Source organism: Terrabacter sp. P2_E3, from assembly GCF_056403915.1.
Genome location: NZ_JBFUEN010000004.1, coordinates 1 through 25,745, shown reverse-complemented (window position 1 = coordinate 25,745; position 25,745 = coordinate 1). Strand labels below are relative to the sequence as shown.

At 70.5% G+C, this 25,745-nt stretch carries 20 protein-coding genes and 1 pseudogene; 11 read left to right on the top strand and 10 right to left on the bottom strand.

All coding sequences use genetic code 11. The features are described 5' to 3' along the window. Window positions 1-26: 26 nt before the first annotated feature. A complete protein-coding gene (locus AC1DW8_RS06220) occupies window positions 27-4,151 on the bottom strand; it encodes an AAA domain-containing protein (RefSeq protein ID WP_478092630.1) in 4,125 nt (1,374 codons plus the stop codon). 96 nt (window positions 4,152-4,247) lie between these two features. Beyond that, on the bottom strand, window positions 4,248-5,072 hold the full coding sequence (locus AC1DW8_RS06215; RefSeq protein WP_478092629.1) for a nucleotidyltransferase family protein: 825 nt from the start codon (window positions 5,070-5,072) through the stop codon (window positions 4,248-4,250). Between the two features lie 122 nt (window positions 5,073-5,194). Here AC1DW8_RS06215 and AC1DW8_RS06210 point away from each other — a divergent pair, with 122 nt between their 5' ends. From AC1DW8_RS06210 to AC1DW8_RS06200, 3 genes are all read left to right on the top strand, one after another. After that, window positions 5,195-6,823: a DUF1800 domain-containing protein gene (locus AC1DW8_RS06210; protein ID WP_478092627.1), complete on the top strand. Its 1,629-nt coding sequence runs from the start codon at window positions 5,195-5,197 to the stop codon at window positions 6,821-6,823. 8 nt (window positions 6,824-6,831) lie between these two features. Continuing rightward, window positions 6,832-8,184, top strand: coding sequence for a DUF1501 domain-containing protein (locus AC1DW8_RS06205; RefSeq protein ID WP_478092625.1), 1,353 nt, complete (start codon window positions 6,832-6,834; stop codon window positions 8,182-8,184). A gap of 69 nt (window positions 8,185-8,253) precedes the next feature. After that, window positions 8,254-8,994, top strand: coding sequence for a phosphotransferase family protein (locus AC1DW8_RS06200; RefSeq protein WP_478092623.1), 741 nt, complete (start codon window positions 8,254-8,256; stop codon window positions 8,992-8,994). Window positions 8,995-9,019: 25 nt separating this feature from the next. Here AC1DW8_RS06200 and AC1DW8_RS06195 read toward each other — a convergent pair whose 3' ends face one another. Further along, window positions 9,020-9,556 carry a GNAT family N-acetyltransferase gene (locus tag AC1DW8_RS06195; RefSeq protein WP_478092622.1) on the bottom strand — a complete coding sequence of 179 codons (537 nt, stop codon included), beginning with the start codon at window positions 9,554-9,556 and terminating at the stop codon, window positions 9,020-9,022. A gap of 280 nt (window positions 9,557-9,836) precedes the next feature. On the opposite strand from AC1DW8_RS06195, the gene AC1DW8_RS06190 reads away from it, so the two are divergent. The 3 genes from AC1DW8_RS06190 to AC1DW8_RS06180 all read left to right on the top strand — a co-directional run bounded on the left by AC1DW8_RS06190 (window position 9,837) and on the right by AC1DW8_RS06180 (window position 12,656). Beyond that, window positions 9,837-10,934, top strand: coding sequence for a helix-turn-helix domain-containing protein (locus tag AC1DW8_RS06190; RefSeq protein WP_478092620.1), 1,098 nt, complete (start codon window positions 9,837-9,839; stop codon window positions 10,932-10,934). A 392-nt stretch (window positions 10,935-11,326) separates the two neighbouring features. Further along, the gene (locus AC1DW8_RS06185; RefSeq protein ID WP_478092618.1) at window positions 11,327-11,896 is read left to right on the top strand and encodes a hypothetical protein; all 570 of its coding nucleotides are present in this window, start codon (window positions 11,327-11,329) and stop codon (window positions 11,894-11,896) included. Between the two features lie 115 nt (window positions 11,897-12,011). Further along, window positions 12,012-12,656, top strand: coding sequence for a signal peptidase I (locus AC1DW8_RS06180; RefSeq protein WP_478092616.1), 645 nt, complete (start codon window positions 12,012-12,014; stop codon window positions 12,654-12,656). A 33-nt stretch (window positions 12,657-12,689) separates the two neighbouring features. Here AC1DW8_RS06180 and AC1DW8_RS06175 read toward each other — a convergent pair whose 3' ends face one another. Genes AC1DW8_RS06175 through AC1DW8_RS06165 form a run of 3 tightly spaced genes read right to left on the bottom strand, consistent with a single transcriptional unit; the run spans window position 12,690 to window position 15,395 of the window. Then, a complete protein-coding gene (locus AC1DW8_RS06175) occupies window positions 12,690-13,679 on the bottom strand; it encodes an aldo/keto reductase (RefSeq protein WP_478092614.1) in 990 nt (329 codons plus the stop codon). A gap of 44 nt (window positions 13,680-13,723) precedes the next feature. Beyond that, window positions 13,724-14,479, bottom strand: a complete 756-nt coding sequence (locus AC1DW8_RS06170) for an SDR family oxidoreductase (protein WP_478092612.1) — start codon at window positions 14,477-14,479, stop codon at window positions 13,724-13,726. Between the two features lie 40 nt (window positions 14,480-14,519). Then, window positions 14,520-15,395 (bottom strand): aldo/keto reductase, encoded by an 876-nt coding sequence (locus AC1DW8_RS06165; RefSeq protein ID WP_478093043.1) that lies wholly within the window; start codon window positions 15,393-15,395, stop codon window positions 14,520-14,522. A gap of 104 nt (window positions 15,396-15,499) precedes the next feature. Here AC1DW8_RS06165 and AC1DW8_RS06160 point away from each other — a divergent pair, with 104 nt between their 5' ends. Next, on the top strand, window positions 15,500-16,375 hold the full coding sequence (locus AC1DW8_RS06160) for a helix-turn-helix transcriptional regulator (protein WP_478092610.1): 876 nt from the start codon (window positions 15,500-15,502) through the stop codon (window positions 16,373-16,375). A 101-nt stretch (window positions 16,376-16,476) separates the two neighbouring features. Further along, window positions 16,477-16,995, top strand: coding sequence for an NUDIX hydrolase (locus AC1DW8_RS06155; RefSeq protein ID WP_478092608.1), 519 nt, complete (start codon window positions 16,477-16,479; stop codon window positions 16,993-16,995). Window positions 16,996-18,105: 1,110 nt separating this feature from the next. On the opposite strand, the gene AC1DW8_RS06150 is transcribed toward AC1DW8_RS06155, so the two are convergent. Further along, window positions 18,106-18,615: a hypothetical protein gene (locus AC1DW8_RS06150; protein ID WP_056781312.1), complete on the bottom strand. Its 510-nt coding sequence runs from the start codon at window positions 18,613-18,615 to the stop codon at window positions 18,106-18,108. A gap of 407 nt (window positions 18,616-19,022) precedes the next feature. Here AC1DW8_RS06150 and AC1DW8_RS06145 point away from each other — a divergent pair, with 407 nt between their 5' ends. After that, window positions 19,023-19,385, top strand: coding sequence for a cupin domain-containing protein (locus AC1DW8_RS06145; protein WP_478092605.1), 363 nt, complete (start codon window positions 19,023-19,025; stop codon window positions 19,383-19,385). Window positions 19,386-19,921: 536 nt separating this feature from the next. On the opposite strand, the gene AC1DW8_RS06140 is transcribed toward AC1DW8_RS06145, so the two are convergent. Beyond that, window positions 19,922-20,749: a carbon-nitrogen hydrolase family protein gene (locus AC1DW8_RS06140; RefSeq protein WP_478092604.1), complete on the bottom strand. Its 828-nt coding sequence runs from the start codon at window positions 20,747-20,749 to the stop codon at window positions 19,922-19,924. 613 nt (window positions 20,750-21,362) lie between these two features. Between AC1DW8_RS06140 and AC1DW8_RS06135 the strand changes: the two genes are divergently transcribed. Beyond that, window positions 21,363-22,307, top strand: coding sequence for a cold-shock protein (locus AC1DW8_RS06135; RefSeq protein ID WP_478092602.1), 945 nt, complete (start codon window positions 21,363-21,365; stop codon window positions 22,305-22,307). Between the two features lie 203 nt (window positions 22,308-22,510). Here AC1DW8_RS06135 and AC1DW8_RS06130 read toward each other — a convergent pair whose 3' ends face one another. Together AC1DW8_RS06130 and AC1DW8_RS06125 are read right to left on the bottom strand one after the other, a co-directional pair. Beyond that, the gene (locus tag AC1DW8_RS06130; protein WP_056781323.1) at window positions 22,511-23,536 is read right to left on the bottom strand and encodes a molybdopterin-dependent oxidoreductase; all 1,026 of its coding nucleotides are present in this window, start codon (window positions 23,534-23,536) and stop codon (window positions 22,511-22,513) included. 291 nt (window positions 23,537-23,827) lie between these two features. Then, window positions 23,828-24,034 carry an ankyrin repeat domain-containing protein gene (locus AC1DW8_RS06125; protein ID WP_056781326.1) on the bottom strand — a complete coding sequence of 69 codons (207 nt, stop codon included), beginning with the start codon at window positions 24,032-24,034 and terminating at the stop codon, window positions 23,828-23,830. A gap of 429 nt (window positions 24,035-24,463) precedes the next feature. On the opposite strand from AC1DW8_RS06125, the pseudogene AC1DW8_RS06120 reads away from it, so the two are divergent. Then, window positions 24,464-25,531: pseudogene (locus AC1DW8_RS06120) on the top strand (IS256 family transposase); the annotation flags it as partial. Window positions 25,532-25,745 lie beyond the last annotated feature (214 nt).

The following is a 25,745-nucleotide window of genomic DNA, read 5'->3' as shown; positions in this document are numbered from 1 at the left end:
GTCGCGCCGCCGTCGCCCGCGTCAGCTCACTCGTAGTGCGGGGGTCGCTGCTCCTCGAGCCAGCGGTCACCCAGACCTGAGCCCGCGGGGCGCTCGCCCCAGCCGAGGTCGAGCTCGTCGCTGCTGCGGCCGAGCGCCGCACCGGGCTCGCCCGCATCGGCGTCGGGCGTGCCGTCCGCGTCCCCGGTCCCCTTGCGGAAGACCCTGCGCCGCTTGCGCTTCGGGCGAGCAGCAGAGTCCGTCGTCGACGCGTCGGCTCCGGCCGGGTCCGTCGCCGGGCGGGAGGCTCCGGAGGCCGCGTCGGCACGCTCGGTCGTCCGGTCGCCGTCCGCCGCGCTCGTCGAACCGGCACCGTCGTCGGGCGTCGACACGGCCCCGTCGGTCGGCTCGACCTCGCGGGGCGGCGACGACGTGCGGGCGAGCGTCACGATGCGGGCGAGCTCCCTCGCGGGGTCGCGGAACACGTCGGTGCTCCAGACCCGCTCGTGCACCCAGCCGAGGCGGCCGAGCTGCTCGGGGCGCAGGCGGTCACGGTCACGCGTGCTGCGCAGGGCGGCATACCTGCTCCCGTCGGTCTCGACGGCGATGAGCGCGCGGCCCCGGTGGTAGGGATCCTCGACCGCGATGTCGATGCGGTGGGTGGCCGTGCCGTAGTCCTCGTGGACGGTGAGGCCCTGGCGGCGCAGGCGCTCGGCGAGGTCGTGCCGCAGCGGGTCGACGGTCGTGGGAGCGGAGGCGAAGAGGGTGTCGTCGTCGCCGACGCCACCGCGCCGCTCGGCGTACGCGAGGAAGTCGCGGAGCATGAGCGCGCCCCGGGCCTTGAGCCGCTCGGGGTCGAGGTCGATCGCGCGCAGCGCCGACACGACGGTCATCCGTGCGCGGGCTCGGGTGATGGCCACGTTGAGCCGTCGCTCACCGCCTTCGTTGTTGAGCGGGCCGAAGCGGTGCAGGACCCGGCCGTGCGGCGTCTTGCCGTAGCCGATCGACAGGATGATGGCGTCGCGCTCGTCGCCCTGGACGCGCTCGAGGTTCTTGACGAAGAAGCGCTCGTCGCGGGAGTCGTCGAAGAAGGCGGCGACGTCGGGCGCGGTGCGCAGCGCCTCGGTGATCGCCTCCTCGAGGCGGTCGGCGTGCTTCATGCCGAGGGCGATGACGCCGAGCGACTCCGTGGGACGGGTGCGGGCATGATCGAGGACGAGCTCGACGACGCGGGCCACCTCGCCGTCGGTCGTCTCGATGGTGTCGACGCCCGGCTGCACGACAGCCTGGCCGTCGACCGGCTCGAACGTGACGGCCGAGTCGAGCGACGTGCCGGGGAAGGTCGTGAGTCGACCGTCGTACATCGTGTCGTTGGCGAAGGCGATGAGGCGCTCGTCGCGGCTGCGGTAGTGCCACGTGAGGTTGCGGGTCGGCAGGGCCGCGGCGAGCACGTCGAGCACCGACTCGAAGCCCTCGGTCAGGGTCTCGTCGGCGGGGGCGGCGGCATCGGACTCGTCGTCGGAGACGACGGTGAAGAAGTTCGTCGGCGGGAGCTGTCGCTCGTCGCCGGCGACGACGACCTGGCGGGCGCGCGAGATGGCCGAGATCGCCTGGGCGGGCTGGACCTGCGAGGCCTCGTCGAAGATGACCACGTCGAACCAGCGGCCCGGCGGCAGCGTCGACGCGACGACGAGCGGGCTCATCGCCCAGCACGGCTTGATCGCCGTCAGCGTGGACGACGCCTGCGGCATCAGGTCGCGCAGCGGCTTGTGGCGGCGGGCCTTGCCGGCCTCTGCGCGCACGAGCGCCTCGTGGGCCGGGTGGTCGGCGAGGACCTCGCGGATGTTGCGGGCGACCGCGGCGCGCACCCGGTCGACGGTCGCCGACTGGTGGGCACGGTCGGCCTCGGCGAACTCCGCGACGTCGCGGCGCAGTCCCGCTCCGTCGTGGGCGCCGTACGCCGGGTCGCGGACGGTGATCTCTTGGGCGAGGGAGGCCCACCACACGTGCTCGACCTCGGCCGTGACCTGGTCGGTGGGGATCCCGCGGGCCGCGAGGTCGTCGACAACCGGGCCGAGTCCGGTCGAGCGCAGCTCGTCGAGGGCCGAGATGACCTGGGGCAGCACGGCGATCCGGTCGGGTCGGCTCGCGAGCCCGGCGAGCCGGTCCCGCAGGTCGCGCAGCGGCAGTGACGTCAGCGTGCGCCCGTCGGGCCCGACCTGGAGGCGGTCGTCGAGCCACTCGAGGTCAGCCGTGAGGCCGGCGAGCAGCGACAGCCCCTCGTCGAGGCGGGGCGAGATCTCGGGCCGGCCGCCTCCGCCGACGAGCTCGAACCAGTGCTCACGCTGCTCGCTGGCCGACACGAGCTCCTCGTGGAGGTTGGCCGGCGGTCGACCGGGGCGCAGGAGCCGCTTGGTCTGCTGCCGGATCTTCCAGCGGTCGAGCCAGCCCATGTCGACGTCGCGGGCCTCACGCCAGTCACGCGTCGCCGTGGCGGCGATGTGCTCCTTGAGCGGGATGTCGAAGACCTCGGGCCGGAACACCTCGAGGGTCTCGCGGACGCTCGACATCGTGGCGAAGGCCGATTTCCAGTCCTCCAGCGAGTTCGCCTCGGGCACATGGGATTCCGACAGTATGCCGTTGAGCTGGCGGGCCGCGTCGTCGAGCCCGCTCGTGCTGTGGCGGGTCGTGACGTCGAGGGCGCGGGCCGCGTCGTCGGCCGTGAGGATGCGGGCGCCGAACCACGGGTCGTCACCGTCCCGCGTCCACGCCCCGAGCCCCGCGGCGTCGCGCAGCCGGCGGCCGAGCTCGACGACCCTCGGGCGGCTCAGTCCGGCGAGGTCGCGGCTGCCGAGTCGGACGTGACACGTCGGCGGAGGCGTGCGCGTGCCGAGCTCGACGAGTGCCTGCTGCGCCTCGTGCGCGGACACACCCCACGGGTCGCGCACGGCGTGGAGCGCCTCGACGTGCTTCTGCAGGCGAGCTCGGCGGTCGCGCAGCGTCGCGGTCGTGCGATCGGTCTCGGGAGTGTCGTTCTCGACCGCGGCGTCCAGGCTCTTGGCGAACTGCTGGGCGGTCGCGCGCTTGTTCGTCGGCCCGTCGTAGGCGTCGAGCACGAGGTCGCCGAGCCCGAGACGGTCGAGGCGGCTGAGGACGGCGTCGATGGCGGCGCGCTTCTCGGCGACGAAGAGGGTCGACTTGCCCTCGGCCGCGAGCGAGGCGATGAGGTTGACGATGGTCTGCGACTTGCCCGTGCCGGGAGGTCCCTTGACGACGAGGTGGGCGCCCGCGCGTACGGCGTCGATGGCCGCGTGCTGCGAGGAGTCCGCGTCGAGGACGAGGTATTCGTGCTCCGGGTCGGGGTCCGGGTCGCTCTCCGGCAGGCGCAGCCGCACCGCCGCGAGCGCCGACTCGTCGCCCGCGAGCGCCGCGACGACGTCGTGGTTGGCCAGGGTGTCGCCCTGGAGGGCGAGGTCGGCGACCATCGGCAGCTTGGCGTAGGAGAAGGTCCCGAGGACGAGCCGCGGGGTGATCTCGAATTCGGGCACGCGCTCGCACGCGTGGCCGAGGGCGGCATACACCGGGTACGGGTCGAAGCCGTTGCCCGCCGTGGCGAGGTCGGCGAGAGCGTCCCCGTCGATCTCGATGCCCTGCTCGGAGCGGAGGTACTCGCGCAGGACGGGGTTGAGCTCGGCCTCGGGGCCGAGGTCGATCTCGAAGTCCTCCTGGGCGGCGCCCGTCGGACGCAGCACGCACGAGCGCAGCAGCACCGGCGAGGCCGGCGGGCGGGCGGCGCGCGGCACGGACCACGTCGCCATGCCGATGGCGATGAAGCCGGCCGCGATGCCGCGCTCCTCGTGCAGCTCGAGGGCCTTGGACCGGATGGCGCGCGCGCGGCGGCGGGCCTCCTCGAAGGCAGCGGGCTCGCGCACGAGGTCCGACAGTCGCGTGCGACGACCGGCGAGCAACATCGCGACGCCGCCGGGGTGCGCGGTCGTCAGGTCGAGGGTGCCGGAGGGCAGGTCGCGGTACCAGAGGAGCGTGTTGCGCCCGCCGAGGTCGACGAGCGTGCGCTGCCACGTCCTGACGGCGGCCCTGACGCGGTCGGCGCGTGGATCGCCCGAGGGCGACTCGGCCTTGGGGGCAGGGTCGGTCCTGAGGGCGTCGGTCATTCCAGCAGGCTAACGAACGAACCTTCGCGTACCCGCCACCGACAGACCACCGCGCAGAGGAATCCGTGCTGCGGCGGCCGGTCACGTGCGCTCTCGTCAGCGGTCGCCGAGCACGGCGCGGGTCTCGCCGACGAGGCGGGCCACGGCAGCGACGGCAGCCGTGAGGGACTCCTCGGTGGCGCCCAGCGCGCCCAGGGCGAGGGCGGCGTCCCGCGAGAACCCTTCCGGCGCCGCGGGCAGCGTCGCGACCGCAGGCACGAGCCCCTTCTCGTTCGTCACCCAGCGTCCGGCGTCCGCGTGCAGCGCGTGGGCACACAGCAGGACCGCTCGGGCGAGCGCCAGCGACACGTACGTCGTGTCCGCGCGCCGGGCTCCCTTCTCGGCCGCGCCGACGAGGAAGTCGGCCTCCCAGAGGGCGCCGACCATCGCGTCGCGCAGGGCGAGTGGGTATGCCGTCACGGCCGTTCGCAGGGACGCGAGCCGACCGGCCGGGTCGGCCAGAACGACCCCGGTGGCCAGCTCGGCGGCATACGCCACGTCGAGGAAGCCGAGCGGGTGACCTGCCTGGGAGTGGAAGGCGAACTCACCACGATTCGCTCGATCCGCCTGTGCTGCAACCCGATCGACGTCGCGCAGGATCCAGTCGACGGCGGTGCCCTCGACCTCGAGCCAGCCACCGGCGTCGACCCACGGACCCCACGTGCCGGGCTCCCCCACCGTTATGTCGCGCTCTGACCACCGGCCCGCGAGACGTGTCAGCTCGGCGGTGTCGGGCACACCCTGGTAGTAGACGCCGAGGTCGACGTCGGAGGTGGGCAGCGCGTCGCCGCGGGCGCGACTGCCGCCGAGCACGACGCCGAGCACCCCGTGCACGCCGGTCAGCTCGTCGACCATCCGGCGCAACGTCTCGTCGGTGAGCATCGGGCGGTCCTCGGCATGGGCCGGACGCTACCGGAGCCTCGTCCCGACGGCCGGATCGGGGAGCCTGACCGAAATGTCCGATAACGGAGTCAACGCCCGGTCTGGTATGTACCGTCCCTCGCATGACCGCTCACTCCCCCGAGTCGCCGTCGCCCGCCCGGCCGTCGGCCGCAGCGCCGGCGCGCCGACGCGTGCTCTCCGGGCTCGGGGGCGGCGCAGCCCTCGCCGTGGCCACCGCGGCGACCGCGTCCGCGGCACCCGCCTCCGCGGCACCCACCTCAGCAGCAGCGGCGCCCGCGACAGCCACCCCCGCGGTCATGGCCGCGGCCGTCACCACCGACCCCGTGCTGCACCTGCTGCGACGCGCGACGTTCGGCCCGACGCCGGCGCTGGTCGCCGAGGTGCGCGCGACCGGGACGACGGCCTGGCTCGACGCCCAGCTCGCTCCGCTGACCAAGGTGCCCGACACCGCCATGGACACGATGCTGAGGCGCTGGACCCGCCTGGGCTGGAAGACGTGGGAGGTGCGCGAGCGCCTCGAGGGCGGCGACACGTGGACCGTCATGATGGACCTCGTCGAGGCGCACCTGGCCCGGGCCCTCTTCTCCCGCCGGCAGCTCCTCGAGACCGTCGTCGACTTCTGGACCAACCACCTCGTCGTCCCGGTCCCGAGCAGCGAGGTCTGGGACAGCTCGCACCTCTTCCAGCGCGACGTCATCCGCAAGCACGCGCTCGGCAAGTACTCCGACATGCTCAACGCGGCAGCGCGGCACCCGTCGATGCTCAAGGTCCTCGACAACGCCGACAGCACGAAGAAGGCGCCGAACGAGAACTACGGCCGCGAGCTGCTCGAGCTGCACACCGTCGGCGTCGGGAAGTTCACCGAGGCCGACGTCAAGATGTCGGCACTGGCGCTGACCGGTCTCAGCGTCGACTCCGAGTCGGGTCTCTACTACTACCGGCCCAACCGTCGTCACGTCGGGACCGTCAAGGTGCTCGCCTGGAGCGACCCGAACGCGACGCCCGAGAACGGCAGCGCCGTCGCGACGCTCTACCTCAACTACCTGGCGAACCACCCGGCGACGGCGAATCGCATCGCGACGAAGCTCGTGACGCGCTACGTCTCCGACACGCCGCCGGCCACTCTCGTCAGCAAGCTCGCACAGGTCTACCTCGCCAACGGCACGGCCATCGCTCCGGTGCTGCGAGCCCTCTTCCTCTCCCCCGAGTTCGTCGCCTCGGCGGGCCAGAAGATCCGCACGCCCTACGAGGACGCCCTCGCGTCGTGCCGCATCCTCGGCCTGACCCCCGAGCCGGTCCCGGCGGCCGGGGTGACGAGCGACCTGCGCGGCCTCTTCTGGCAGATGGGCACCTTCGGTCAGGCACCGATGGGGTGGCCGGCTCCGAACGGCTATCCCGACGTCGCCGCCGCCTGGAACGGCGCGTCGAGCACGCTCAACCGCTGGAACTTCCATCTCGGCCTCGCGGGCAACTGGACGCTCAAGGCGATGAAGCGCCCCGACGTCACGACGCTCGTGCCGACCCCGCTGCCGACGACGTATGCCGCCCTCGTCGACGCGCTCGCCGCGAAGCTGCTCATCACGCTGACGACCGCGCAACGCGACGCGATCTGCCGGTTCGTCGACCACGCCCCCGGCGACGCCCTCAAGGCGGGTGCTGCGGCCGTGACGTGGCGGCTCCCGTCGATCGTCGCGCTCCTGCTCGACTCCCCCAACTTCGCGACCCGCTGAGGACGACCATGACGACCCATCCCGCGACCGCGTCCACAGCCCCGTCCCTGACCCAGTACCCGGCCGAGTCCGGCGTCCCCCCGGAGGGCTGCGGCTGCCCGCAGGGGCAGGCCCTGACCTCGCAGGTCTCCCGCCGCACGTTGCTCGCGGGCGCGTCGGCCCTGGGAGCGCTCGGCGCCGTCATCGGCACCGCCGGCCCCAGTGCCGCCACGCAGCTCGCCTTCGCCGGGACGGCCTACACCGGCGACACGATCGTCATCCTCAGCCTCCGCGGCGGCTTCGACGGCCTGTCCGCGGTGGCCCCCGTCGGGGACCCTGCGTACTTTGCGGCGCGGCCCGCGATCGCGATCCCCGCGTCGCGGGCGATCAAGCTCGACAGCATGTTCGGGCTGCACCCTGCCCTCGCGCCGCTCAAGCCGATCTGGGACGCCGGCGGACTCGCCGCCGTGCACGCGGTCGGCCAGGTCAACCCGACGCGGTCGCACTTCGAGGCCATGGCCACGATGGAGAACGCCGCGCCCGGCTCGACGCTGCGCACCGGCTGGCTCGACCGCATGATCGGGCTGAGCGGCCCGGTCTCGACGTTCGCGTCCGCGTCGGTCGGATCGGCGACGACACCGCAGTCGATGATCGGCCCGAACCCCGAGGTCGCGATCCGCACCGTCGACAGCTTCAGCCTCAGCGGCGCCAGCACCCCGGATGAGCAGACCCGCTGGACGACCGCCCTCAACGCCTTGTATGCCGGGGCGCCCGCCGCGCTCGCGGCACCCGCGAAGGCGACGCTCGGGGCGCTCTCGACGATGTCACCGCTCAAGGCCGCCGGCTACACCCCGGCCAACGGGGCGGCATACCCCAAGGGTGCCGTCGGCGACGCCCTGCGCGACCTCGCTCGCCTCATCAAGGCACGGATCGGCCTGCGGGCGGCGACGGTCGACGTCGGCAACTGGGACATGCACTCCGGCCTCGGGTCCAGCGACTCGGGCTGGATGTTCCGCCAGCTCACCGAGCTCGGCCAGGCGCTCGCGGCCCTCAACCAGGACCTCGGCGCGCAGATGAGCGACGTGACCCTCGTGACGCTCAGCGAGTTCGGTCGCCGCGTCGCGCAGAACGGCTCCGGTGGACTCGACCACGGCCACGGCAACGTCTCGCTCGTCATGGGTGGCGGGGTGCGCGGCGGGCAGGTCTACGGGCGCTGGCCCGGCCTCGCGGCGGCCAACCTCGACAACGGTGACCTCGCCGGGACGACCGACTACCGGACGATCCTCGCCGAGGCGCTGGAGAAGCGGGCGCAGCTGTCGTCGTCGACGGTCTTCCCGCTGCTCGCTGCCGACCGTCTCGGGATGTTCGCCGCCAAGGCCTGACCCTCGCCGACGCACGGCCGTCCGACAAATGGGTGGGGGTCGCCGACGCCCTGCGCCAGACTGGCCGACGTGGACGAGGTCGAGGTCGTGGTCGCCCATCAGGAACGCGCGACGCTGCGGGTGGGTGACGTGTTCCTCAAGGTCGACGCCGATCCGGCCCGCACCGAGGCCGAGGTCGAGGCGATGACGCTGGCGCCGGTCCCGACTCCGGAGGTCCTGTGGTGCAGGCCGCCCGTGCTCGCGCTCGCTGCTCTGCCCGGGGTAGCGCTCGGTCGCCTCGGCGAGCCTTCGATTGCCTCGGCCGCGGCGTGGGCCGCGGCGGGTGCGGTCCTACGCGTCCTGCACGACGCGCCGCTGCCGCCGTGGTCCGGGGCCGGCCTCGACGAGAAGGCTGCGAGCCTCGACGCCGAGTGCACGTGGCTCCTGACGAACGACGTCCTCCCGGCCGACCTCGTGACGCGCAACCGTGAGCTCGCCGAGGCCGCGCTACGACCGTGGACGCCGGTGTTCATGCACGGCGACCTGCAGGTGGCCCATGTCTTCGTCCAGGGAGACGAGGTCACCGGCATCCTCGACTGGTCCGAGGCGGGTCGGGGCTCGGCGATGTACGACCTCTCGAGTCTGACCCTCGGGCACCCGGAGCACGTCGCAGACGTCGTCGCCGGCTACGGCGCGGATGCCGTCGACCCCGACGTGGTCCGCGCCTGGTGGTCCCTGCGGAGCCTGACGGCGATCCGCTGGCTCGTCGAGCATGGCTTCGACCCGGCCGCGCCCGGGTGCGAGATCGACGTGCTGAGAGCGCAGGTCTGATCTGACACGGCTGGGCGTGGGTCGCTCAGAGCTGTCGCACGGTGAAGAGGGTGGTGCCGTGGACCGGGTGAACGTCCGTGCGCTCGGTCTCGACGAAGCCGACCTTGGCCAGCACCCGGCGTGACGCGCCGTTCCAGTCCCAGACCGTGGCCCAGATGCGCTCGTGGCCAAGCGATCTCGCCCAGTCGAGGACTGCGACCGAGGCCTCCGTCGCATAGCCTTGACCCCAGACACGCCGGAGCAGCTCGAAGGCGAGCTCCGGCTCCGCGGCGGCACCGCGTCCGCTGTCGACGAGCCCGCAGTAGCCGATGACGTCTTGCTCGGCCTTCCGCTCGACCGCCAGCAGGCCGGTCGAGGAGGGACTAGCGTCGCGGATCAAGTCCTCGAGCTCGGCGAGCGTGGGGTGGCCGTCGGCGTCGATGCGCCGGTGCGGCGGCACGCGCGGGTCTCGCTCGGTCCACAGCTCACGCTGGACACCGGCCTCCGAGACCCGGCACGGCCGCAGCAGCAGGCGGCTCGTCTCGAGGACGACCTCGCGGTCCGTCTGCGTTTCGCCGGTCATGCCCCGCACCCTCTCACGGGACCCGGGGGCCGGCTCGGTCCTCGTCCGCGAGCGTGAGGTCTGCGGCACTCAACCCGAGCATCCGCACCGCCCCAACTCTGTCCTCCCTACGGACCCGGGGTTGTGTGAGAGCTCGGGGGTCGACTCCGGGTGAGCGCCCCTACCACCGAGCCACCCGTGAGTTCTCCGTCCCCGGAAGGGTGGCCTCGCGTTTCCGGCTCACCTGTCCGCGCCAACCGCTACGGTGCAGTCCATGTCAGGGGGCGGCACCGGGGGTGCCTTGAGTGATGCCATCGGGGAGCAGGATCTGCTGAGCCCGTCACGGGTGAGCACCGCGCGGGAGTTCGCGCAGCTGCTGACCGCGGTGCGCGAGCGTGCGGGCCTCAGCGTGCGCGAGGCGGCAGCGGCTGCCGGCCTGCCCTCCGCGTCAGCGGGAGGGTACTTCGCCGGGAGGCATCTTCCTCCGGTGAACCGGACGGAGGTGCTCACCGGCCTCCTCGGGGCGTGCGGCGTGCAGGCCGAGGAGGAGATCACGCTCTGGCTGGACGCGCTGCGCCGGGTCCGTCGCGTCAGGCGCGGCCCCGCCGAGACCCTCGACGAGCCTGCACTCGAGCGCCGCGCAGCCGAGCGCCGCGCCAGTGCGGACTCCGCCTGGCCACCACAGACCCCCTTGGACGCGGGCCGGTCGCCGACCCTTCACGAAGCGGTGTTGCTCACCGCCGCCACGACCTGCCTCGGTGCGGGCGCACGCCAAGCGGTCCAGCACCTCTTCCTCCGGCTCGACCTGCTGGATCGCCTCGGGCGACTCGACCACGTCGAGGGCCCGACACTCCGGTGGGAGGACCTGCCCATCGCTCTCGCCCAGCACGTCTCGATCGTCTCGCCGCCCTTCGTCGCCGCCGGGCTCCTCACGACCAACGGCTCCGGCATCACCCTGACGCGACCGCTGCGCCACCACTGGGTTCCCCTGCGGGTCTGGGTGAGCGAGGACCCGGACGCCGCCAGCATCCTGCGCCGGCTCATCGACCGGGCCTCGGACTGGCGCCGAGAGCGACACGACCCAAGCCACCTGCTCCGCGGGACCCAGCTCGACACGACGCTGCGTTGGGCGACACCGGTCAACCGCAGGTGGCTCAACCACACCGAGCTGAGCTTCCTCACCGCCTGCGAGAGCGCACGGCAGCGGGAGCATTCCACGCGCAGCCTCCGCCCGGGCCGGATCCGCCTGGGTCGCCGCGTGGCCTGGATCGTCCTGGTCACCGCCACCGGGTGGGGGGCCGCCGGCGTGTCCGCTTCGAGTGCGCCGCAGCTGAGTTCACCCGCCGCTGTCGGCAGCCTCCAGGCGGTGCACGCCCGAGCCCTGCACCCCAACCGGTAGAGCCCGAGACGCTCACCCACCCGCGGACCGGTGTGGGGCCACGGCCGACGCACGGCACACCGGCGGAGCGGGCCGCCCGTCAGCTGGACGGCGGGCAAGCCTGTCCGAAATACGAATTTCCTTACGCATTAGCGATATTCACACCCGGTGTCGCGGGGCCGCTTCTTCCGAAGGCGAACCCCCGAAGGAACCGCCGCCGGGAGGTGAAACATCCCACCTTGTCCGATATGCCCGTACGACCTTGTACGAGATCGGAGCGAAGTCGTCGTTCTCCTCAAATCGCCTGTCAAAACAGGTCTTGTTCCTGACTCGGGTCAGGGCCGGTGCCCGAACGATCGTGCATCGAGGGGGTGCCCGACCGGATCGGCGGGGACCAGATGTCAAGGAGACTCATGAACACTCGCAAGCTCACCGTCGTCGCAGCCGTCGCTGTTGCTGGCTTCGGACTGATCGGCGCCGGCGCCGGCGCCACGTTCACCGACGCCGTCACGTCCACGCAGAAGATCACCGCCGGCTCGATCGACGTCCGGCTGACCTCGAACGACCAGCACGTCTCGATCAGCGACGACGGGAAGACGGCGTCGTTCGCCGACCTCGGCCCGACCCAGTCGACGTTCTCCTCCGGCGCGGTCCCCACGACGATCACGAACCACGGCACCGCCACCGCCAACGCGATCGTCCTCTCGGCGGCTGACGTCCACGGTGCCGATGCCGCCAGCACCGCCTTGGCGAACCAGCTCTGCGTCAAGGTCATCTCGCCGATCGGCGGCCAGGTCGCCTACGACGGCAAGCTGTCCGGCCTGCAGGCCAACCCGCTCCAGATCGAAGGCCCGGTGGGTCCCGGTGCCACCGACTCGTTCACGACCGAGTTCTACGCCGGAACAGGCGACTGCGCGTCGCTGACGAACGCGGCCGAGGGCGGCGTCGTCAACCCGTCGGTCACGGTCAGCTACGTCGGCTGACCCACCCTCACGCGGGCAGGTCGCAGCGGGTCTGCGGCCTGCCCATGCGTGAGCGTGACACCGACCCCATCTGACCGGTCACCCGTACTCGCCTGAGCTTCAAGGACGGAAGAGCATGTCGACCCACCCCAGCACAACCGTGCGCACCGTCACCCGGCGCGTCGTGAACACCGGGCTCATCCTGCTGGTCCTCGCGTTCGTGCTCGCCGCGGGCGCGGTCTTCACCGGCGCATACGCGGTGCGCCCCGTGCTCTCCGGCAGCATGGAGCCGGCCCTGCACGTCGGCGGTGTCGTCGTCACCCAGCGGATCCCCCTGGGTGCAGTCCAACCGCATGACATCGTCGTGGTCACCGACCCGTACGACCACTCGCGGCTCATCGTGCACCGGGTCACCGACATCACCCGTGTCGCGGCCGAGACGACGGTACACACCAAGGGTGATCACAACGCCGCCCCGGACCCCTGGAGTCTGCGGCTGCACGGTGACAGCGCCTACCGCGTCATCGCGACCGTCCCGTACGTCGGCTACGCGGCGACCTGGCTCCACCAGCCCGCCATCGCCGGCCACCTCGTCCCGATCGGGCTCGGACTGCTCATCGTCGCCCTGCTCGTCCTCCTGTGGCCGTCCAGGACCAGGACCACTGCCGACCCGGAAGTAGGCGCGGACGCCGAGCCGGGCGCCGCGGCACTTGCCATGCCTGATGAGAATGCGAGTCCGTCAGGCGCTCCGCGGGAGGATCCTCTCGTGACAGCTGTCTGACCCCGACTCAACCCGTCGGCTCCGCGAGGGCGGTCAGCGGTCGATCATCCGCTGCATGGCCTCCGGGTAGCGGTCGCCGTGGACCTGCACGCTGGACGAGGCGGCGTCGAGCTCGGCGAGGTCCTCGTCCGTGAGGGTGAGGTCTGTGGCACCGAGGTTCTCGTCGAGGCGCTCGACGCGCCGGGTCCCGGGGATCGGCACGACCCACGGCTCCTGCGCGAGCAGCCAGGCGAGGGCCACCTGACCCACCGTGGCGCCCTTGCGATCGGCGACCGCGGTGATGAGGTCGACGAGGGCGAGGTTGGCCCGCAACGCCTCCCGCTCGAAGCGTGGCAGGGAGGCGCGGATGTCCCCCTCCCCGAACTCCGTGGCGGCGGTGACCTTCCCCGTGAGGAAACCCCGTCCGAGCGGACTGAACGGGACGAAGCCGATCCCGAGCTCCTCGAGGGCGGGCACAATCGACTCCTCGGGCTCGCGCCAGAAGAGGGAGTACTCGCTCTGCAACGCCGTGACGGGCTGCACGGCGTGGGCACGGCGGATCGTGTCGACCCCGGCCTCGGACAGGCCGAAGTGGTGCACCTTGCCCGCCTCGATGAGCTCCTTGACGGTGCCGGCGACGTCTTCGATGGGGACGTCGGGGTCGACGCGGTGCTGGTAGAGCAGGTCGATGGCGTCCGTGCGCAGTCGTCGCAGGGAGCCGTCGACGGCGGCGCGGATGGCGTCGGGTCGGCTCGTGACGCCCGTCTGGGCGCCGTTCTCGTCGAAGGCGAAACCGAACTTGGTGGCGATGACGACGTCGTCGCGGACCGGCTGCAGCGCCTCGCCGACGAGCTCCTCGTTGTGGAAGGGGCCGTAGACCTCGGCGGTGTCGAAGAGAGTGACGCCCTGGTCGACCGCGGCACGCAGGAACGTCACCATCGCGTCCCGTGGTGGTCGCGGGCCGAAGGACTGGCTCATGCCCATGCAGCCGAGGCCGAGGGCGGAGACCTCGAGGCCTCGGGTGCCGAGAGTGCGCGTCTTCATGTGGGTTCTCCTTTGGTCGCGTTCGTGGTGGAACTCGTTGGTGCTCAGAGCTGCCCGGCGGGTCGCAGGAGGATCTCGTTGATCGCGAGGTGGCGGGGCCGGCTGAGGGTGAAGGCGATGACGTCGGCGATGTCCTCCGCCGTCACCTGGGCTTGGTCGTAGAGCCTGCCGACGCCCTCTCGGGTCTGCTCGTGCGTGATGTGGGTGGGCAGCTCGGTGTCGACCACGCCGGGCTCGATGAGGGTGACGCGCACGTCCGGGAGCAGCTCCTGCCTCAGCGACTCCGACCACCCGTTGAGGCCCCACTTCGTCGCCGCGTAGACGCCGTTGCCGGCACGAGCGGTGCGCCCGGCGACCGAGGAGATGTTGACGATGTCGGCGCCGGTCGGGCTGGAGCCGGCGGCCGTGAGCTGCCCGAGGAAGACCTCGGTCGCAGTGATCGCGCCGAGCAGGTTGACCTCGACCATCTGGCGGTAGTCGTCGCGCTGGTCGGCGCCGAACGGTCCGAGCAGCATGACGCCGGCGTTGTTGACGAGGACGGCCGCCCCGCCGAGCTGGGCCTGGACGCGGTCTGCGGCGGCGAGGAGGCTTGCGCGGTCGGTGACGTCGGCACGGACGGCGAGGGCTGCAGGGCCGAGCTCGCCGGCGAGAGCGTCGATCCGGTCGGTGCGCCGCGCGAGCAGCGCGACCCGGTAGCCCGCGGCGACGAGGGAGCGCGCGGTCGCGGCGCCGATGCCGGAGGAGGCTCCGGTGACGACGGCGACTCGGCCCGGCTGGCTGGTCTGGGTGGTGGTGGTCATGCGCTCTTCTCGCTCGTGGTCGTAGGGGTGCGAGGCCGGTTCAGGCCTCCGGGATGGCGCGCCCGAAGGTCTCGAGCGTGATGTCGGCCGGCTCGGGGCCACCGCGCGTGCCGGTGTCGAGGGCGTCGATCGCGGTCAGCTCGTCCTGGGTCAGGTCGAAGTCGAAGACGTCGAAGTTCTCCGCGATGCGGTGCGCCTTGGTCGACTTGGGGATGGCGGAGCGTCCCTGCTGGAGGTGCCAGCGCAGCATCACCTGGGCGGACGTCTTGCCGTGGGCGTCGGCGATCCCGCCGATGACCGGGTCCTGGAGGGTGCTGCCGTGGCTGCCGTCGCGGTAGAAGGTGATGCCACCGATCGGGGACCACGCCTGGGTCACGATCCCGTGCTGGGCTCCGAGCTCCTGGACTGCCTTCTGCTGGAAGTAAGGGTGCAGCTCGATCTGGTTGACCGCGGGCACGACCGTCGCCGCATCGAGCAGGGCGGTGAGGTGGTCGACCATGAAGTTGCTGACGCCGATGGCACGCACCTTGCCGTCCGCGAGGAGCGTCTCCAGCGCCCGGTACGCCTCGAGCGTCGTGTCGAAGGCGGACGGGAGTGCCTGGTGCAGGATCAGCAGGTCGATCTGCTCGACGCCGAGCTTGCCGGCGCTCTTGTCGAAGCCGTGCAGGGTCTCGTCGTAGCCGTAGTCGCTGATCCAGATCTTCGTCTCGAGGAAGACCTCGTTGCGGGACACGCCGGAGCTGCGAACGGCCTCACCGACCTCGCGCTCGTTGCCGTAGGCGGCGGCCGTGTCGATGTGCCGGTACCCGGTCGCGAGCGCGGCCTCGACGGCGGCGCGCGTCTCCTCCGGAGGGGTCTGGAACACCCCGAGTCCGATGGCCGGCATCTCGACCTCGTTGTTCAGCTGCAGTTTCATCATGTCTTCGACCGTAGGCGCGGGCCCGTGCCGGTGGCAGTGACGGCCTTGACCGGTAAAGCCAGCCCCTCCCTGGACCCGAGCCCACGGCATACGGTCGGGGCATGGACAACAGGGCCGAGGTGCGCGACTTCCTGACCTCCCGCCGCTCGCGGCTCACCCCGGAGCAGGCGGGTCTGACGCTGTACGGGAGCAACCGTCGGGTCAAGGGCCTGCGACGCGAGGAGGTTGCGGTCCTGGCCGACGTCAGCACCGACTACTACACGCGCCTCGAACGCGGCAACCTCTCCGGGGTGTCTGAGTCGGTCCTGGACTCACTGGCGACGGCGCTCCAGCTCGACGAGTCCGAGCGGGTCCATCTCTTCGACCTCGCCCGGGCAGCCAACGCCGGCAACCGACGGCGACGGACACCGGTCAAGGAGCAGCTGCGACCCGGCATACAACGCATTCTCGACTCCCTGTCAGCGCCGGCCTACGTCCGCAACAACCGCCTCGACCTGCTCGGTGTCAACGCACTCGGGCGAGCCCTGCTGACCGACCTCTACGACGGCGGCACGACACACCCCAACCTGGCGCGCTACCTGTTCCTCGACGACCGCTCGAGGGACTTCTACGCCGACTGGACCAGGGTCGCCAAGGACGTCGTCGCGTCCCTGCGCCTGCAGGCGGGCCACACGCCGTCCGACCGCGGCCTGACGGACCTCGTCGGCGAGCTGTCCACTCGCAGTGAGGAGTTCAGCACCTGGTGGGCGGGCCACACCGTCCGCCTCCACCGCACCTCGACGAAGCAGATGCACCACCCGGTCATCGGGGACATCGAGCTGACCGGCGAGGCGCTGGAGCTGCCCGGAGACACCGGGCTCACGATCATCACCTACACGGTCGAACCCGGCACGCCCTCTGCCGAAGCACTGCAGTTCCTCTCCAGCTGGGCCACGAGCGAGCCGGCTCCGAGCGACACCCACGAGACGACGAGCTAACCGGCTGACCGCTGCAGCCAACACGGCGCGAGCCGTCGCTCGGGTCCAATCAATGCCGGTGCCGACTTGCGGGCCACCGCTGGCGCCCTGATCATCTGGTGATGAACCAGACGCCTGCTGCGACGAAGCTGAGACATGCCGTACGGGCGGTCATCCTGGCCGAGGACGACCGGGTCCTGCTGTGTCGCTTCAGTTTCCCGCATCCAGCGGTCCCGACGGGCGCAACGGTCGTGTGGGCGGCCCCCGGCGGCGGCATCGAGCCCGGTGAGCTTCCGCTCGCGGCGCTGCGCCGCGAGCTGCACGAGGAGACCGGGCTCGTCTTCGACGCCGACCCGCCCCACGTCTGGCACCAGGAGGTCGTCGCTCCCGGCCACGCCGACGGCTACGACGGTGTGGTCAACGACTACTTCCTGGTCCGCACCACGCTCTTCGATCCTCGCGGCGCCCTGTCCGACACCGAACTCGCCGCCGAGCACATCAGCGAGATGCGATGGTGGCGGCACGCAGAGATCGCCGAATACGACGGAACCGACCTGTTCTCACCCCGCGACATCGCGACACCGCTGGCGGCCTTGATCGCCGGCGACATTCCGGCCACGCCCGTGACGTTCGGCCTGTGATCCGCTGACGCATAGGCGTCTGCTCCTGTCGCCGACAACTCTCGGCGGCCGACGCTGGCAGCCCTGCGCGAGAGCGCCCCTGCGGTCCAGTCGCCTGTCCCCGTTGGTCGGCCCGCCAGGGCTTTGTCGCGCTAGATCCCAGCGAGGGTTCAGCCATATGCCCCGACCTCGTGGCATATGGCTGAAACCCGCAGACCTGGGTGATGCGATGAGCCCGGCAGGTGTGCTCCCTTGGGGCTGGATCGAGCCCAGTGCGCTCACGGAACGCGGAAGCACTCTTCCCGTCATGCCGATGTGAGGACGTGCGGCAGGCTGAAACATCAGCGAGGTGGATGCTTGGCGAGGAGAGTCGAAAGGTAGGGCGATGGCGATTCGCCACCTTCTCTGCTGGCCGGGTTGGGTGATGTCGGCCGGAAGTGCTTCGCCGACTAGTGCGAGTTCGGTCCCTGGAGCGGACGACGCCCCAGGCACGTACCGCCATGGGCGAGGCTCCCACCGAGCAGATGACGCGTCGGCTGCGTCATCCAGCGCCAGACCGCCACGTGCCGTGCGGTCCTCGTTGAAGTGGACGAGCAGAGCTGGTTGCGCACTCGTAGGTGGGACCCAGGAACACCCCGATCGACCGGCACAGGCATCACCCCGGCCAGGGGAGTGCGCTCCTTGCGGTGGCCTGGCGCTCGGGCTCGCCGTACCGGCTGCCCGCACGGGGCTCTGTCGCGCCTGCTGCCCTCCAACGATCCGGGCGACGTCGAACTGGGCATCTCCGGAGCGAACTCGACCGCTTCAACGACCTTGCGCGCAACCGCGAGAGCCTCGATCCCGGGTCGTGGGATGACTCCCTGCGTCTTCGGCCGACCTCCACGCCGCTCTACGACCTCATCGGGCCACCGGAGCCGACGTGGCCGGCCTCTGTCGACGGGAAGAAGGTCAACGGCGTGTGGCGGCAAGGGCAGAGCCGGCTGTCCTCATCGTCCGAGTTGGTCACCGTCGTGTGGCCTCCGATGGGCAGGTAGGCATCAAACGCTGTCCGCCGGGAGTTGCTGCGTTCCAGTTCCACAGAGAACCCTGGTCGGAACGCCGCGAGGCGGCCGTTGCTGAGTCCTAGAGGACTCATCCAGCGAGGGCGGCGCAGAACGCGTCTAGACCCCGGCTCGTCCCCACGTCCGGCAGCACCACGTACGCGAGCCCGGACGCAAGCTGATCGACCCGACCGGCGGAGAAGAACGTCGAGCCATCAGGCAACGGGACCTTCACAAGCACGCCTGCGGTCGTCTCACGCACGATGTTGCCCTGCAGGTCGAGCTCCCCAGTGAAGTGGAAGGAGTACGGCGTCGACGTCAGGCTGACACCGTTTGCCGTGAACGTGTCCACCTCGCGGAGGCTGACCTCGAAGAGCGTGCCGTTGGCGGTCTGTCGAACCGAGATCGTGCCTTCCTGGTACGGATGGTTGGCGACCGGGAACGCGCAGGCGCCAATGTCCTCCACGTCGCCGGGGTATCCGGCGACGCGGATGACATTGGCGTTCGGCTGCGCGTTCGCCGCGGCGGGGGCGAACAGGAGAAGCGCCACGGCGCCACAGGCGATGGTGAGTGTCCGGACGGGGTGCTTGGGCGATTTCACAGTGCGTCCACCTCCATGGACCGGCCGCGTGAACTCGACCCCTGTACACCCGCGCACGCGGCGCATCGGTTGCTCCCCTGAGACCGCATTAGCCTAGTAGCTGCCCTTCGGCCCTGTAGCGGAATCGCTCATGATGCCCTGAAGGAGTGCCCCCCCTCGTCGAACCGCGGCGCGCGGTCTTGACATGCCGTCTCATGCTGATCACCGATCCTGATGGCAGAGACACCTGTCCGCTCTGGGCCGCTACCCCCCGGCCGCGGACGCTACGCCACGGACGTCACGCCGCTTGCCCGAACGGGAGGCGTTGCCCACGTGCGGTTGGCCAGAAACGCTGACACCCCTGCGCGGCGATGCCAACCTGAAAGGTGCAACCGTTTCCGCGACCAGCAGTCACGTTGGAGGTCACGATGTCAGGTCTTGTGCGCAAGAGCCTCGACTCGCCCGAAGAGACGCGCCCCTTCGAAGGGGACACGGGCCAGCTGCAGCTAGTGAACACGCAAGAAGGGGTCGTCGGCCGGGCGACGTTCTTGCCCGGCTGGAGATGGTCCGAGCACGTCAAACCGATCGCCGGCACGGACAGCTGCCAGGCGGCCCACCTGGGCTACTTCGTGTCCGGCCGCATGAAGGTCGTCATGGACGACGGCGAGGAGACGGACTACGGCCCGGGCGACTTCGCGGCCATGGCGCCGGGCCACGACGCCTGGGTCGTGGGGGACGAGCCCTGCGTCTTCATCGACTGGCAGGGGTTCGCCGACTACGCGAAGCGCTGACGCGCCGGGCCCCGGACGCCACGTCTCGATAGAGCAGCGAGGCGCGCGATCGGGCGTCCGGCAGGGTCGCGAGCGTCACTACGGGCTCCTGCGCCACAGGATGTCAGCTGCGGGATGGGCGCCGCACCGCCCCCTAGCAGTGCACGTGAGCCCGCCGCCCTGATGACGAGAACGCCTGCGTGGACGCGATCTAAAGAGAACTACGTGACTACTAGCCCGACTGGGCCGTGCAAGCCGCTGCCCTGTCGTCTCAACCTTCGCTACAAATGGGGCGTGGAACACTCTTCTGGCGGTGGACAGTATCGGCACCGCGCCCGGTGCGGAAAGGACGATCCCGGCGGGTCCCCCGACCGCCCCTTGGACTTCGGCGGTCACTTCAAAAGCAGGCCGACACACGTCGCCGGCATGCCTGGTGACGTCTCTGCCAACCCGGCGCGTGATCCCGAAGTCATCGCCGAAACTGGGGACGTAGACGTGCGACTTTGCCGCCGATCGGTCGTGCCGATGTCCGCGCTTTCGGGAACTGACTCACGCCGTTAGAACTCGGTGCGCACTCGGCTCCGCTCGTCCGTGACCCGGCGATCGTTATAGATGTCGCCGGCCCGCGCCATCGCCCGCCAGGGGCGGGCAAACTCGAGCGCACCGCGAAGCGCCGGATCTGCACGGTCCAAAGTCCCGACCACCAAGCCGGACTCGCCTCCGGCGTCGGCCAGCACCTCGCCGTCCGGGCCGATGAGTCCGGAGTGGAACAGGTGCGTAGTCTGCGCCGGAACCGACAGGCTCAACCAGTAGCTGTGGATCGCGGCGTACGCACGGGCCTTGGTCGCGAAGATCGAGTCGACCGGATAGGCGGACAGCAGCAGACAGTCGACGCCGAGCCGGTCGTACTCGGCAAACACGTCGGAGAAGTTGATCTCGATGCAGATCGCCATACCGAACCGGAAACCCTCGACGTCGAAGACCACCGGCTCGAAGCCAGGTGTGTAGAACCGCGTGACCTCGGTGTGCGAGCACTTCCGCTTGTCGTATCGGTCGACGAGCCTCCCCTCCTCCGAAATGACGTACAGGCTGTTGTGCGGCCAGTGCGGCTCGGTCAACGGGTGGGCAGACCCGAGCACCACCCAGATCCCCAGCTCGCCGGCGAGCGCGGCCACATCCTCGAGCTCGCTGCGGACGAGTGCCCAGTCGAAACCGTCCCAGGAGGCCACGTCCTCAACCGCGTACCCAGACAGGAACCCCTCGGGGAAGTGGGCTAGCCGCGCACCGGCGGCCGAGGTCTCCCTGAGCATGCGACGCACCTCGGCGCCGTTGGCGCGGGGATCGGTCGACGCGGTGGGCTGGCAGGTGGCGATGGCAAGGCTCATCCGCGCATGCTGGCAGGTCACGGCGACGAAGGGCGGTCGACTCACAGGTAGCCCATTCATTCGATCGGCGCGGCTCCCCAGCGCGCATGCTGAACTCCCACATCTGCCGCTTGTCGCATGTCTGTTTGCCATACAAGAGATCGCTACGCGGACCGCACCCGCGAAGGCCGACGACTCGCGAACTCGACCCTTCTGTCCGTCATTCCTTCCAAGAGCGAGGGCCCAGCGGAGCGCCTCCTTGTCGCATCTGCCGGGTCGCCATCAGTTCCTGATGGCCACAGCGCTGGCAGACGAGCATGTCCTTGTCTCCGGGCTTGTGGAGGTACATGTGGCCCATGACCCAGCACGGGAAGTTCCTCAAGCGCATACTCGATCATCCACCCGACCGCGCCTGAGCAGTATGGGTTTCGGCATTCCGAGGTGTATGGCGGCGACGGTCTGTCTACGTCCGGTCAGGCCGCTGTCGGCGCGTCGCCGGGCGCCGTGGATGTCGCCGTCGGGCACCTGCCACGGCAGTGCGAGCACCGCCGGGCGCCGGGCGCCGGGCGCTTGTCGCGGTCCCGTCGGGGGACACTAGGGGAACACCGACCATAGCTTCGACAAGGAGTCAGCCGTGACCGAGGGAACCGTCCGCTGGTTCGATGCCGACCGGGGGTTTGGCTTCATCGCCCTCGGGCAGGACGCAGAGGACGTGTACGTGCATGCGTCCGAGATCGTCAGCGACGACGCGATGAAGCTGCTCCGGGAGGGGCAGGTGGTTGAGTTCGAGATCGGCGAGGGGGACCGCGGCCCGCAGGCACGCCGCGTCCGGGTCACGGCCGACCAGGCCGCCGATACACCGCTGGGCGTGCTCGGCACCGTCGCCTGGTACGAGCCTGCCAAGGGGTACGGGTTCATCACGCCCGATGGCGGTGGTGCCGAGATCTTCGTGCACAGTTCGGCCATCGTGGCGGGCGGCGTGGTCTCGGAGGGGCAGCGAGTGGCGTTCCTCGTTGTCGACGGGGAGAAGGGACCGCAGGCTGACCATCTGCTTCCCTTGGGAGCCCCGGCCGCCCAGCAGGCCGTGGCATCCGACGGGGCGGACGGCACCGTGACCTGGTACGACCTCGACAAGGGCTTCGGGTTCATCACCCCCGAGTCGGGCGGCCCCGATGTCTTCGTCCACTTCCGGGCGCTTGCCGACGGGCTCCCAGAGCTGGACGAGGGAGACCGCGTGACGTTCGACGTCGTCGTGAGTGAGAAGGGCCCGCAGGCTCGCGACGTGCGCCTCGTACGCGGCTCGACACCGCGGGGCGCACCCGCGGCATCGACGGCCCGCCCTCGGTCGCGACACCTGGACGCATCCGACGTCCCGGCGCGCGGCGGCGAGGGAGTGGTCGCACGCTACGACGCGGAGCGGGGGTTCGGCTTCATCGCCCCGGACGCGGGAGGCCCGGACCTGTTCGTGCACGTGTCTGTCCTCAGAGACGCCGAGGCGCTGCACGAGGGCGATCGGGTCCGGTACCAGGTGCGACAGAGCGATCGAGGACCCCAGGCCGACCGCGTCGAAAGGGTGTGAGCGGGACGCCGGTCCGGGCGGAGCCGGTGCTCGAGCGTGTCCCGATCCGGCTGCACGCCCGTCCCGCTCTCCGCGAGCGGTTCTGCCGACGGGTCGTACGCGGCTCGTCAGCGCGAGGGTGAGCGGCGCGGATGACGTGGCGCGGCAGCGTCGCGGCTCGGTCGATTCTGGACCCTGCCCTCGAAACGAGTCAGCCCCTGCGCCTACTGCAGGGGAAACGGTGGCTGCGACCACCAGGGTTGCGCTTGGACGCTGATGTGGTCGACCCACTTGACCCACCAGAAACCTCGGCGTCCGGGTGCGACCAACCGGACCGGCGCGCCGTGGCCGGACGAGAGCAGGGCGCCGCCCACCTGGGTGGCCAGCAGCAGCACGGACGTGTCCTCGGGTGGGAAGCGTCTCGTGTAGCCGGTCGCCGAACGGACGACGACAGATCCCCGGTCCGGGGTCCCGAGCAGGGTGTCCAGACGGACGCCGCGCCAAGTCTGCTCGGCCCACCACCCGCCCGTGCAGTCCAGGACCGCCACCTGCGTCGTGCTACTCATCGCCAAGAGCTCGCCGTGTGAAAGTGCGATCGTCGGCTCACCGGGTCGGCTGACCCTCAACGCGTACGTGTCCAGGTCGATACGGGCCACGTCGTCGGTGAACCACTGCGTGACCGGCATGGTGGAGGGGACGCCAGACCCCACCTCGTAGGACCCGGTCGCCCGACGGTGTCGACCCGGGAGACCTGCGACCGACGTGACGGACTCCGCCGCGCCGTAGGCCAGTGCCGCGGAGCCACCGATCACGATGGCTCTCAACGCGGTTCGACGGGACATGTCGGTCTGGCGCGGTCGCTGCGCCCGACGCGCCACGTGGAGCAGCACGAGCAGCGCGACCGCGACGGCAGAGGCGACGTGCACGGCGAGCACACGGACGCCGCCGACCTCAAGGGGACCGAGCGTGGCATGGACCACCCCGGCAGCCAGGCTGACAGTGACGACCACCGCCAAGGCGACGGCCACCGTGTGCCGACGCCGACGACGGAGTCCACGTCGCACGATCACGCTCTTCCACGGGGCGAGCACCAGGATGCCCAGGCCCAGGATGCCGTGCACCACGCTCACGGTCCTGGACTGCGGCGAACCCTCGACCCCGAACGCCAACCAGCCGGTCGCGAAGGCTCCCGCCAGCAGCAGAAGCAGGGCGAGGTTGGTCTGCCGGCTTGGCCGGGACGGTAAGACCATCCGTCAAGTGTGCCCCGGACTCCCGGAATGGCACCGTCACGCGCGTGCTGTCATCGGGCGGATGCCCCAGCCGTGTCGGGGTCCGCCCGCGAGCCTCCTCCGATCCTCACGACGACGGTCATGGCATGCGCGACTGGTTCACCGCTGTGCGCAATCGGCTGTCGAACCGGTCGCCGTGACAGGGGCGTAGGGAACGTCTGCATACGTCGCGTGAAGGGCGGCTGCGGGTGCCCGGTCGTGCCGCATCGAGACCTGCACGTGCAAGCAAAGGCGCGACGTTGAGCGACGCCGTCAGTCAGGGCGGAAGAACCTCAGGAGATCGAAGTTTGTGGTCTTCTCGGCGACCGACCGGGCACTGTTGTGAGAGAAGTTCTGAAGGTCAGGGTCAGCCCCGGCGGCCAGCAGCAGCCGCACGACCTCACCGCCTTGGTCGCCCACTCTCATGATCGCCACGAACAGCGGCGTCCTGCCGAAGCGGTCCTGCGGGCCAACCGGCACCCCTGCCGGCCAGCAGGCTTCGCGCGACGCTGGCGTGCAGTCCTTGGGCCGCGAAGTTCAGAGGGGTGTACCCGGCATGGTCAGGCAAACCCGGGGCGAGCCCTGGGTGATCAGTGCATCGGCGGCCTCGACGTCTCCCTCCAGGGCGGCGTAGTGCAGCGGGCTACGTCCAGCTCTGTCCAGAGACCCAGCCTGCACCCAGTCCTCTTGCTTTCTGGGTGGCCTCATCAAGCCGAATGCTTCGACAACGGATATGCCGACAAATACACCGGATGCACCCGCACTCACAGCGCCAAGAGAGTCGTGACAGTTGAGTCCATAGCGTTGGTGTACGACGACACCGGTGAGCGTGTCCCTGCACATGCAGGTGCGGTCACCGCGTGATCCTTCGAGTGAACCTCTCACAGCACCCTCGAATGGAGCATCGCGATGACCGCGAAGACCAGTATCGACCCTGCCGCCTTTCTTCACGAGCAGCTGGCCCAGGCCAGTCCCGACCTGATGCGTGAGCTGCTCAGCACCTTCATCAACGCCTTGCTGTCCGCGCAGGCCGACAGCGTGTGCGGCGCCGAGTACGGGGTCCGCAGCGACGAGCGCACCAACCGTCGCAACGGCTACCGCCACCGCGACCTGGACACCCGCGCCGGCACCATCGACGTCGCGGTCCCGAAGCTGCGCGAGGGGTCGTTCTTCCCGGACTGGCTGCTCGAGCGCCACCGCCGGGCGGAGGCGGCGCTGACGACGGTCGTGGCGACCTGCTACCTGCTGGGGGTGTCCACCCGGCGGATGGACAAGCTCGTCCGCACGCTAGGGATCACCGGACTGTCCAAGTCGCAGGTGTCGGTGATGGCCAAGGACCTCGACGAGCAGGTCGCCGCGTTCCGGACCCGGCCGCTGCACGAGAGGCCGTACACGTTCGTCGCGGCCGACGCGCTCATGATGAAGGTCCGCGAAGCGGGCCGTGTCGTGAAGGTGGCGGTGATGGTCGCCACCGGTGTCAACGCTGACGGCTACCGGGAGGTCCTCGGGATCCACACCGCCACAATAGAATCGGGCGCCGGCTGGCTCGGGTTCTTCCGGGACCTGACCGCCCGCGGCCTCAAGGACGTCGCGCTTGTCACCAGCGATGCGCACGTCGGCCTGGTCGAGGCTATAGGGGCGACCCTGCCGGACGCGTCGTGGCAGCGGTGCCGCACCCACTACGCCGCGAACCTCATGGCCGCGACGCCGAAGTCGCAGTGGGGGTGGGTCAAGGCGCTGCTGCACTCGGTGTACGACCAGCCCGACGCCGAGGCCGTGAACGGCCAGTTCGACCGGGTCTTGGAGGGACTGTACGAGAAGCTCCCGACGGTGGCTGAGCACCTCGAGCTGGCCCGGGCGGACATCCTCGCCTTCACCGTGTTTCCGAAGGAGATCTGGCGCCAGATCTGGTCCAACAACCCGAACGAGCGGCTCAACCGTGAGATCCGCCGGCGCACCGACGTCGTGGGTATCTTCCTGCGTGGTTGTCTGAGCCTTGGGAGCCCGGGGGTGACCCGGAATCTTTCTGTCGGGCCTGAGGGCCTTGACCCCGTTAGGGCCAGTCCCTCCGGGCTCTCTCTATCCCGGTGGTCCCGTGACCTAAGAGCGGCGTGCTGACCGAACGGCAGGACTGTCCTCGACCACCACGATCATCATCGTCGATGGGTTGAGGAGTTACTCACTCATGAGA

Excerpts from the sequence above, each read along its gene's own strand:
- AC1DW8_RS06220 (WP_478092630.1), bottom strand. The coding sequence starts at position 4,151 with ATGACCGACGCCCTCAGGACCGACCCTGCCCCCAAGGCCGAGTCGCCC.
- AC1DW8_RS06215 (WP_478092629.1), bottom strand. The coding sequence starts at position 5,072 with ATGCTCACCGACGAGACGTTGCGCCGGATGGTCGACGAGCTGACCGGC.
- AC1DW8_RS06210 (WP_478092627.1), top strand. The coding sequence starts at position 5,195 with ATGACCGCTCACTCCCCCGAGTCGCCGTCGCCCGCCCGGCCGTCGGCC.
- AC1DW8_RS06205 (WP_478092625.1), top strand. The coding sequence starts at position 6,832 with ATGACGACCCATCCCGCGACCGCGTCCACAGCCCCGTCCCTGACCCAG.
- AC1DW8_RS06195 (WP_478092622.1), bottom strand. The coding sequence starts at position 9,556 with ATGACCGGCGAAACGCAGACGGACCGCGAGGTCGTCCTCGAGACGAGC.
- AC1DW8_RS06185 (WP_478092618.1), top strand. The coding sequence starts at position 11,327 with ATGAACACTCGCAAGCTCACCGTCGTCGCAGCCGTCGCTGTTGCTGGC.
- AC1DW8_RS06180 (WP_478092616.1), top strand. The coding sequence starts at position 12,012 with ATGTCGACCCACCCCAGCACAACCGTGCGCACCGTCACCCGGCGCGTC.
- AC1DW8_RS06175 (WP_478092614.1), bottom strand. The coding sequence starts at position 13,679 with ATGAAGACGCGCACTCTCGGCACCCGAGGCCTCGAGGTCTCCGCCCTC.
- AC1DW8_RS06170 (WP_478092612.1), bottom strand. The coding sequence starts at position 14,479 with ATGACCACCACCACCCAGACCAGCCAGCCGGGCCGAGTCGCCGTCGTC.
- AC1DW8_RS06165 (WP_478093043.1), bottom strand. The coding sequence starts at position 15,395 with ATGAAACTGCAGCTGAACAACGAGGTCGAGATGCCGGCCATCGGACTC.
- AC1DW8_RS06160 (WP_478092610.1), top strand. The coding sequence starts at position 15,500 with ATGGACAACAGGGCCGAGGTGCGCGACTTCCTGACCTCCCGCCGCTCG.
- AC1DW8_RS06155 (WP_478092608.1), top strand. The coding sequence starts at position 16,477 with ATGAACCAGACGCCTGCTGCGACGAAGCTGAGACATGCCGTACGGGCG.
- AC1DW8_RS06145 (WP_478092605.1), top strand. The coding sequence starts at position 19,023 with ATGTCAGGTCTTGTGCGCAAGAGCCTCGACTCGCCCGAAGAGACGCGC.
- AC1DW8_RS06140 (WP_478092604.1), bottom strand. The coding sequence starts at position 20,749 with ATGAGCCTTGCCATCGCCACCTGCCAGCCCACCGCGTCGACCGATCCC.
- AC1DW8_RS06130 (WP_056781323.1), bottom strand. The coding sequence starts at position 23,536 with ATGGTCTTACCGTCCCGGCCAAGCCGGCAGACCAACCTCGCCCTGCTT.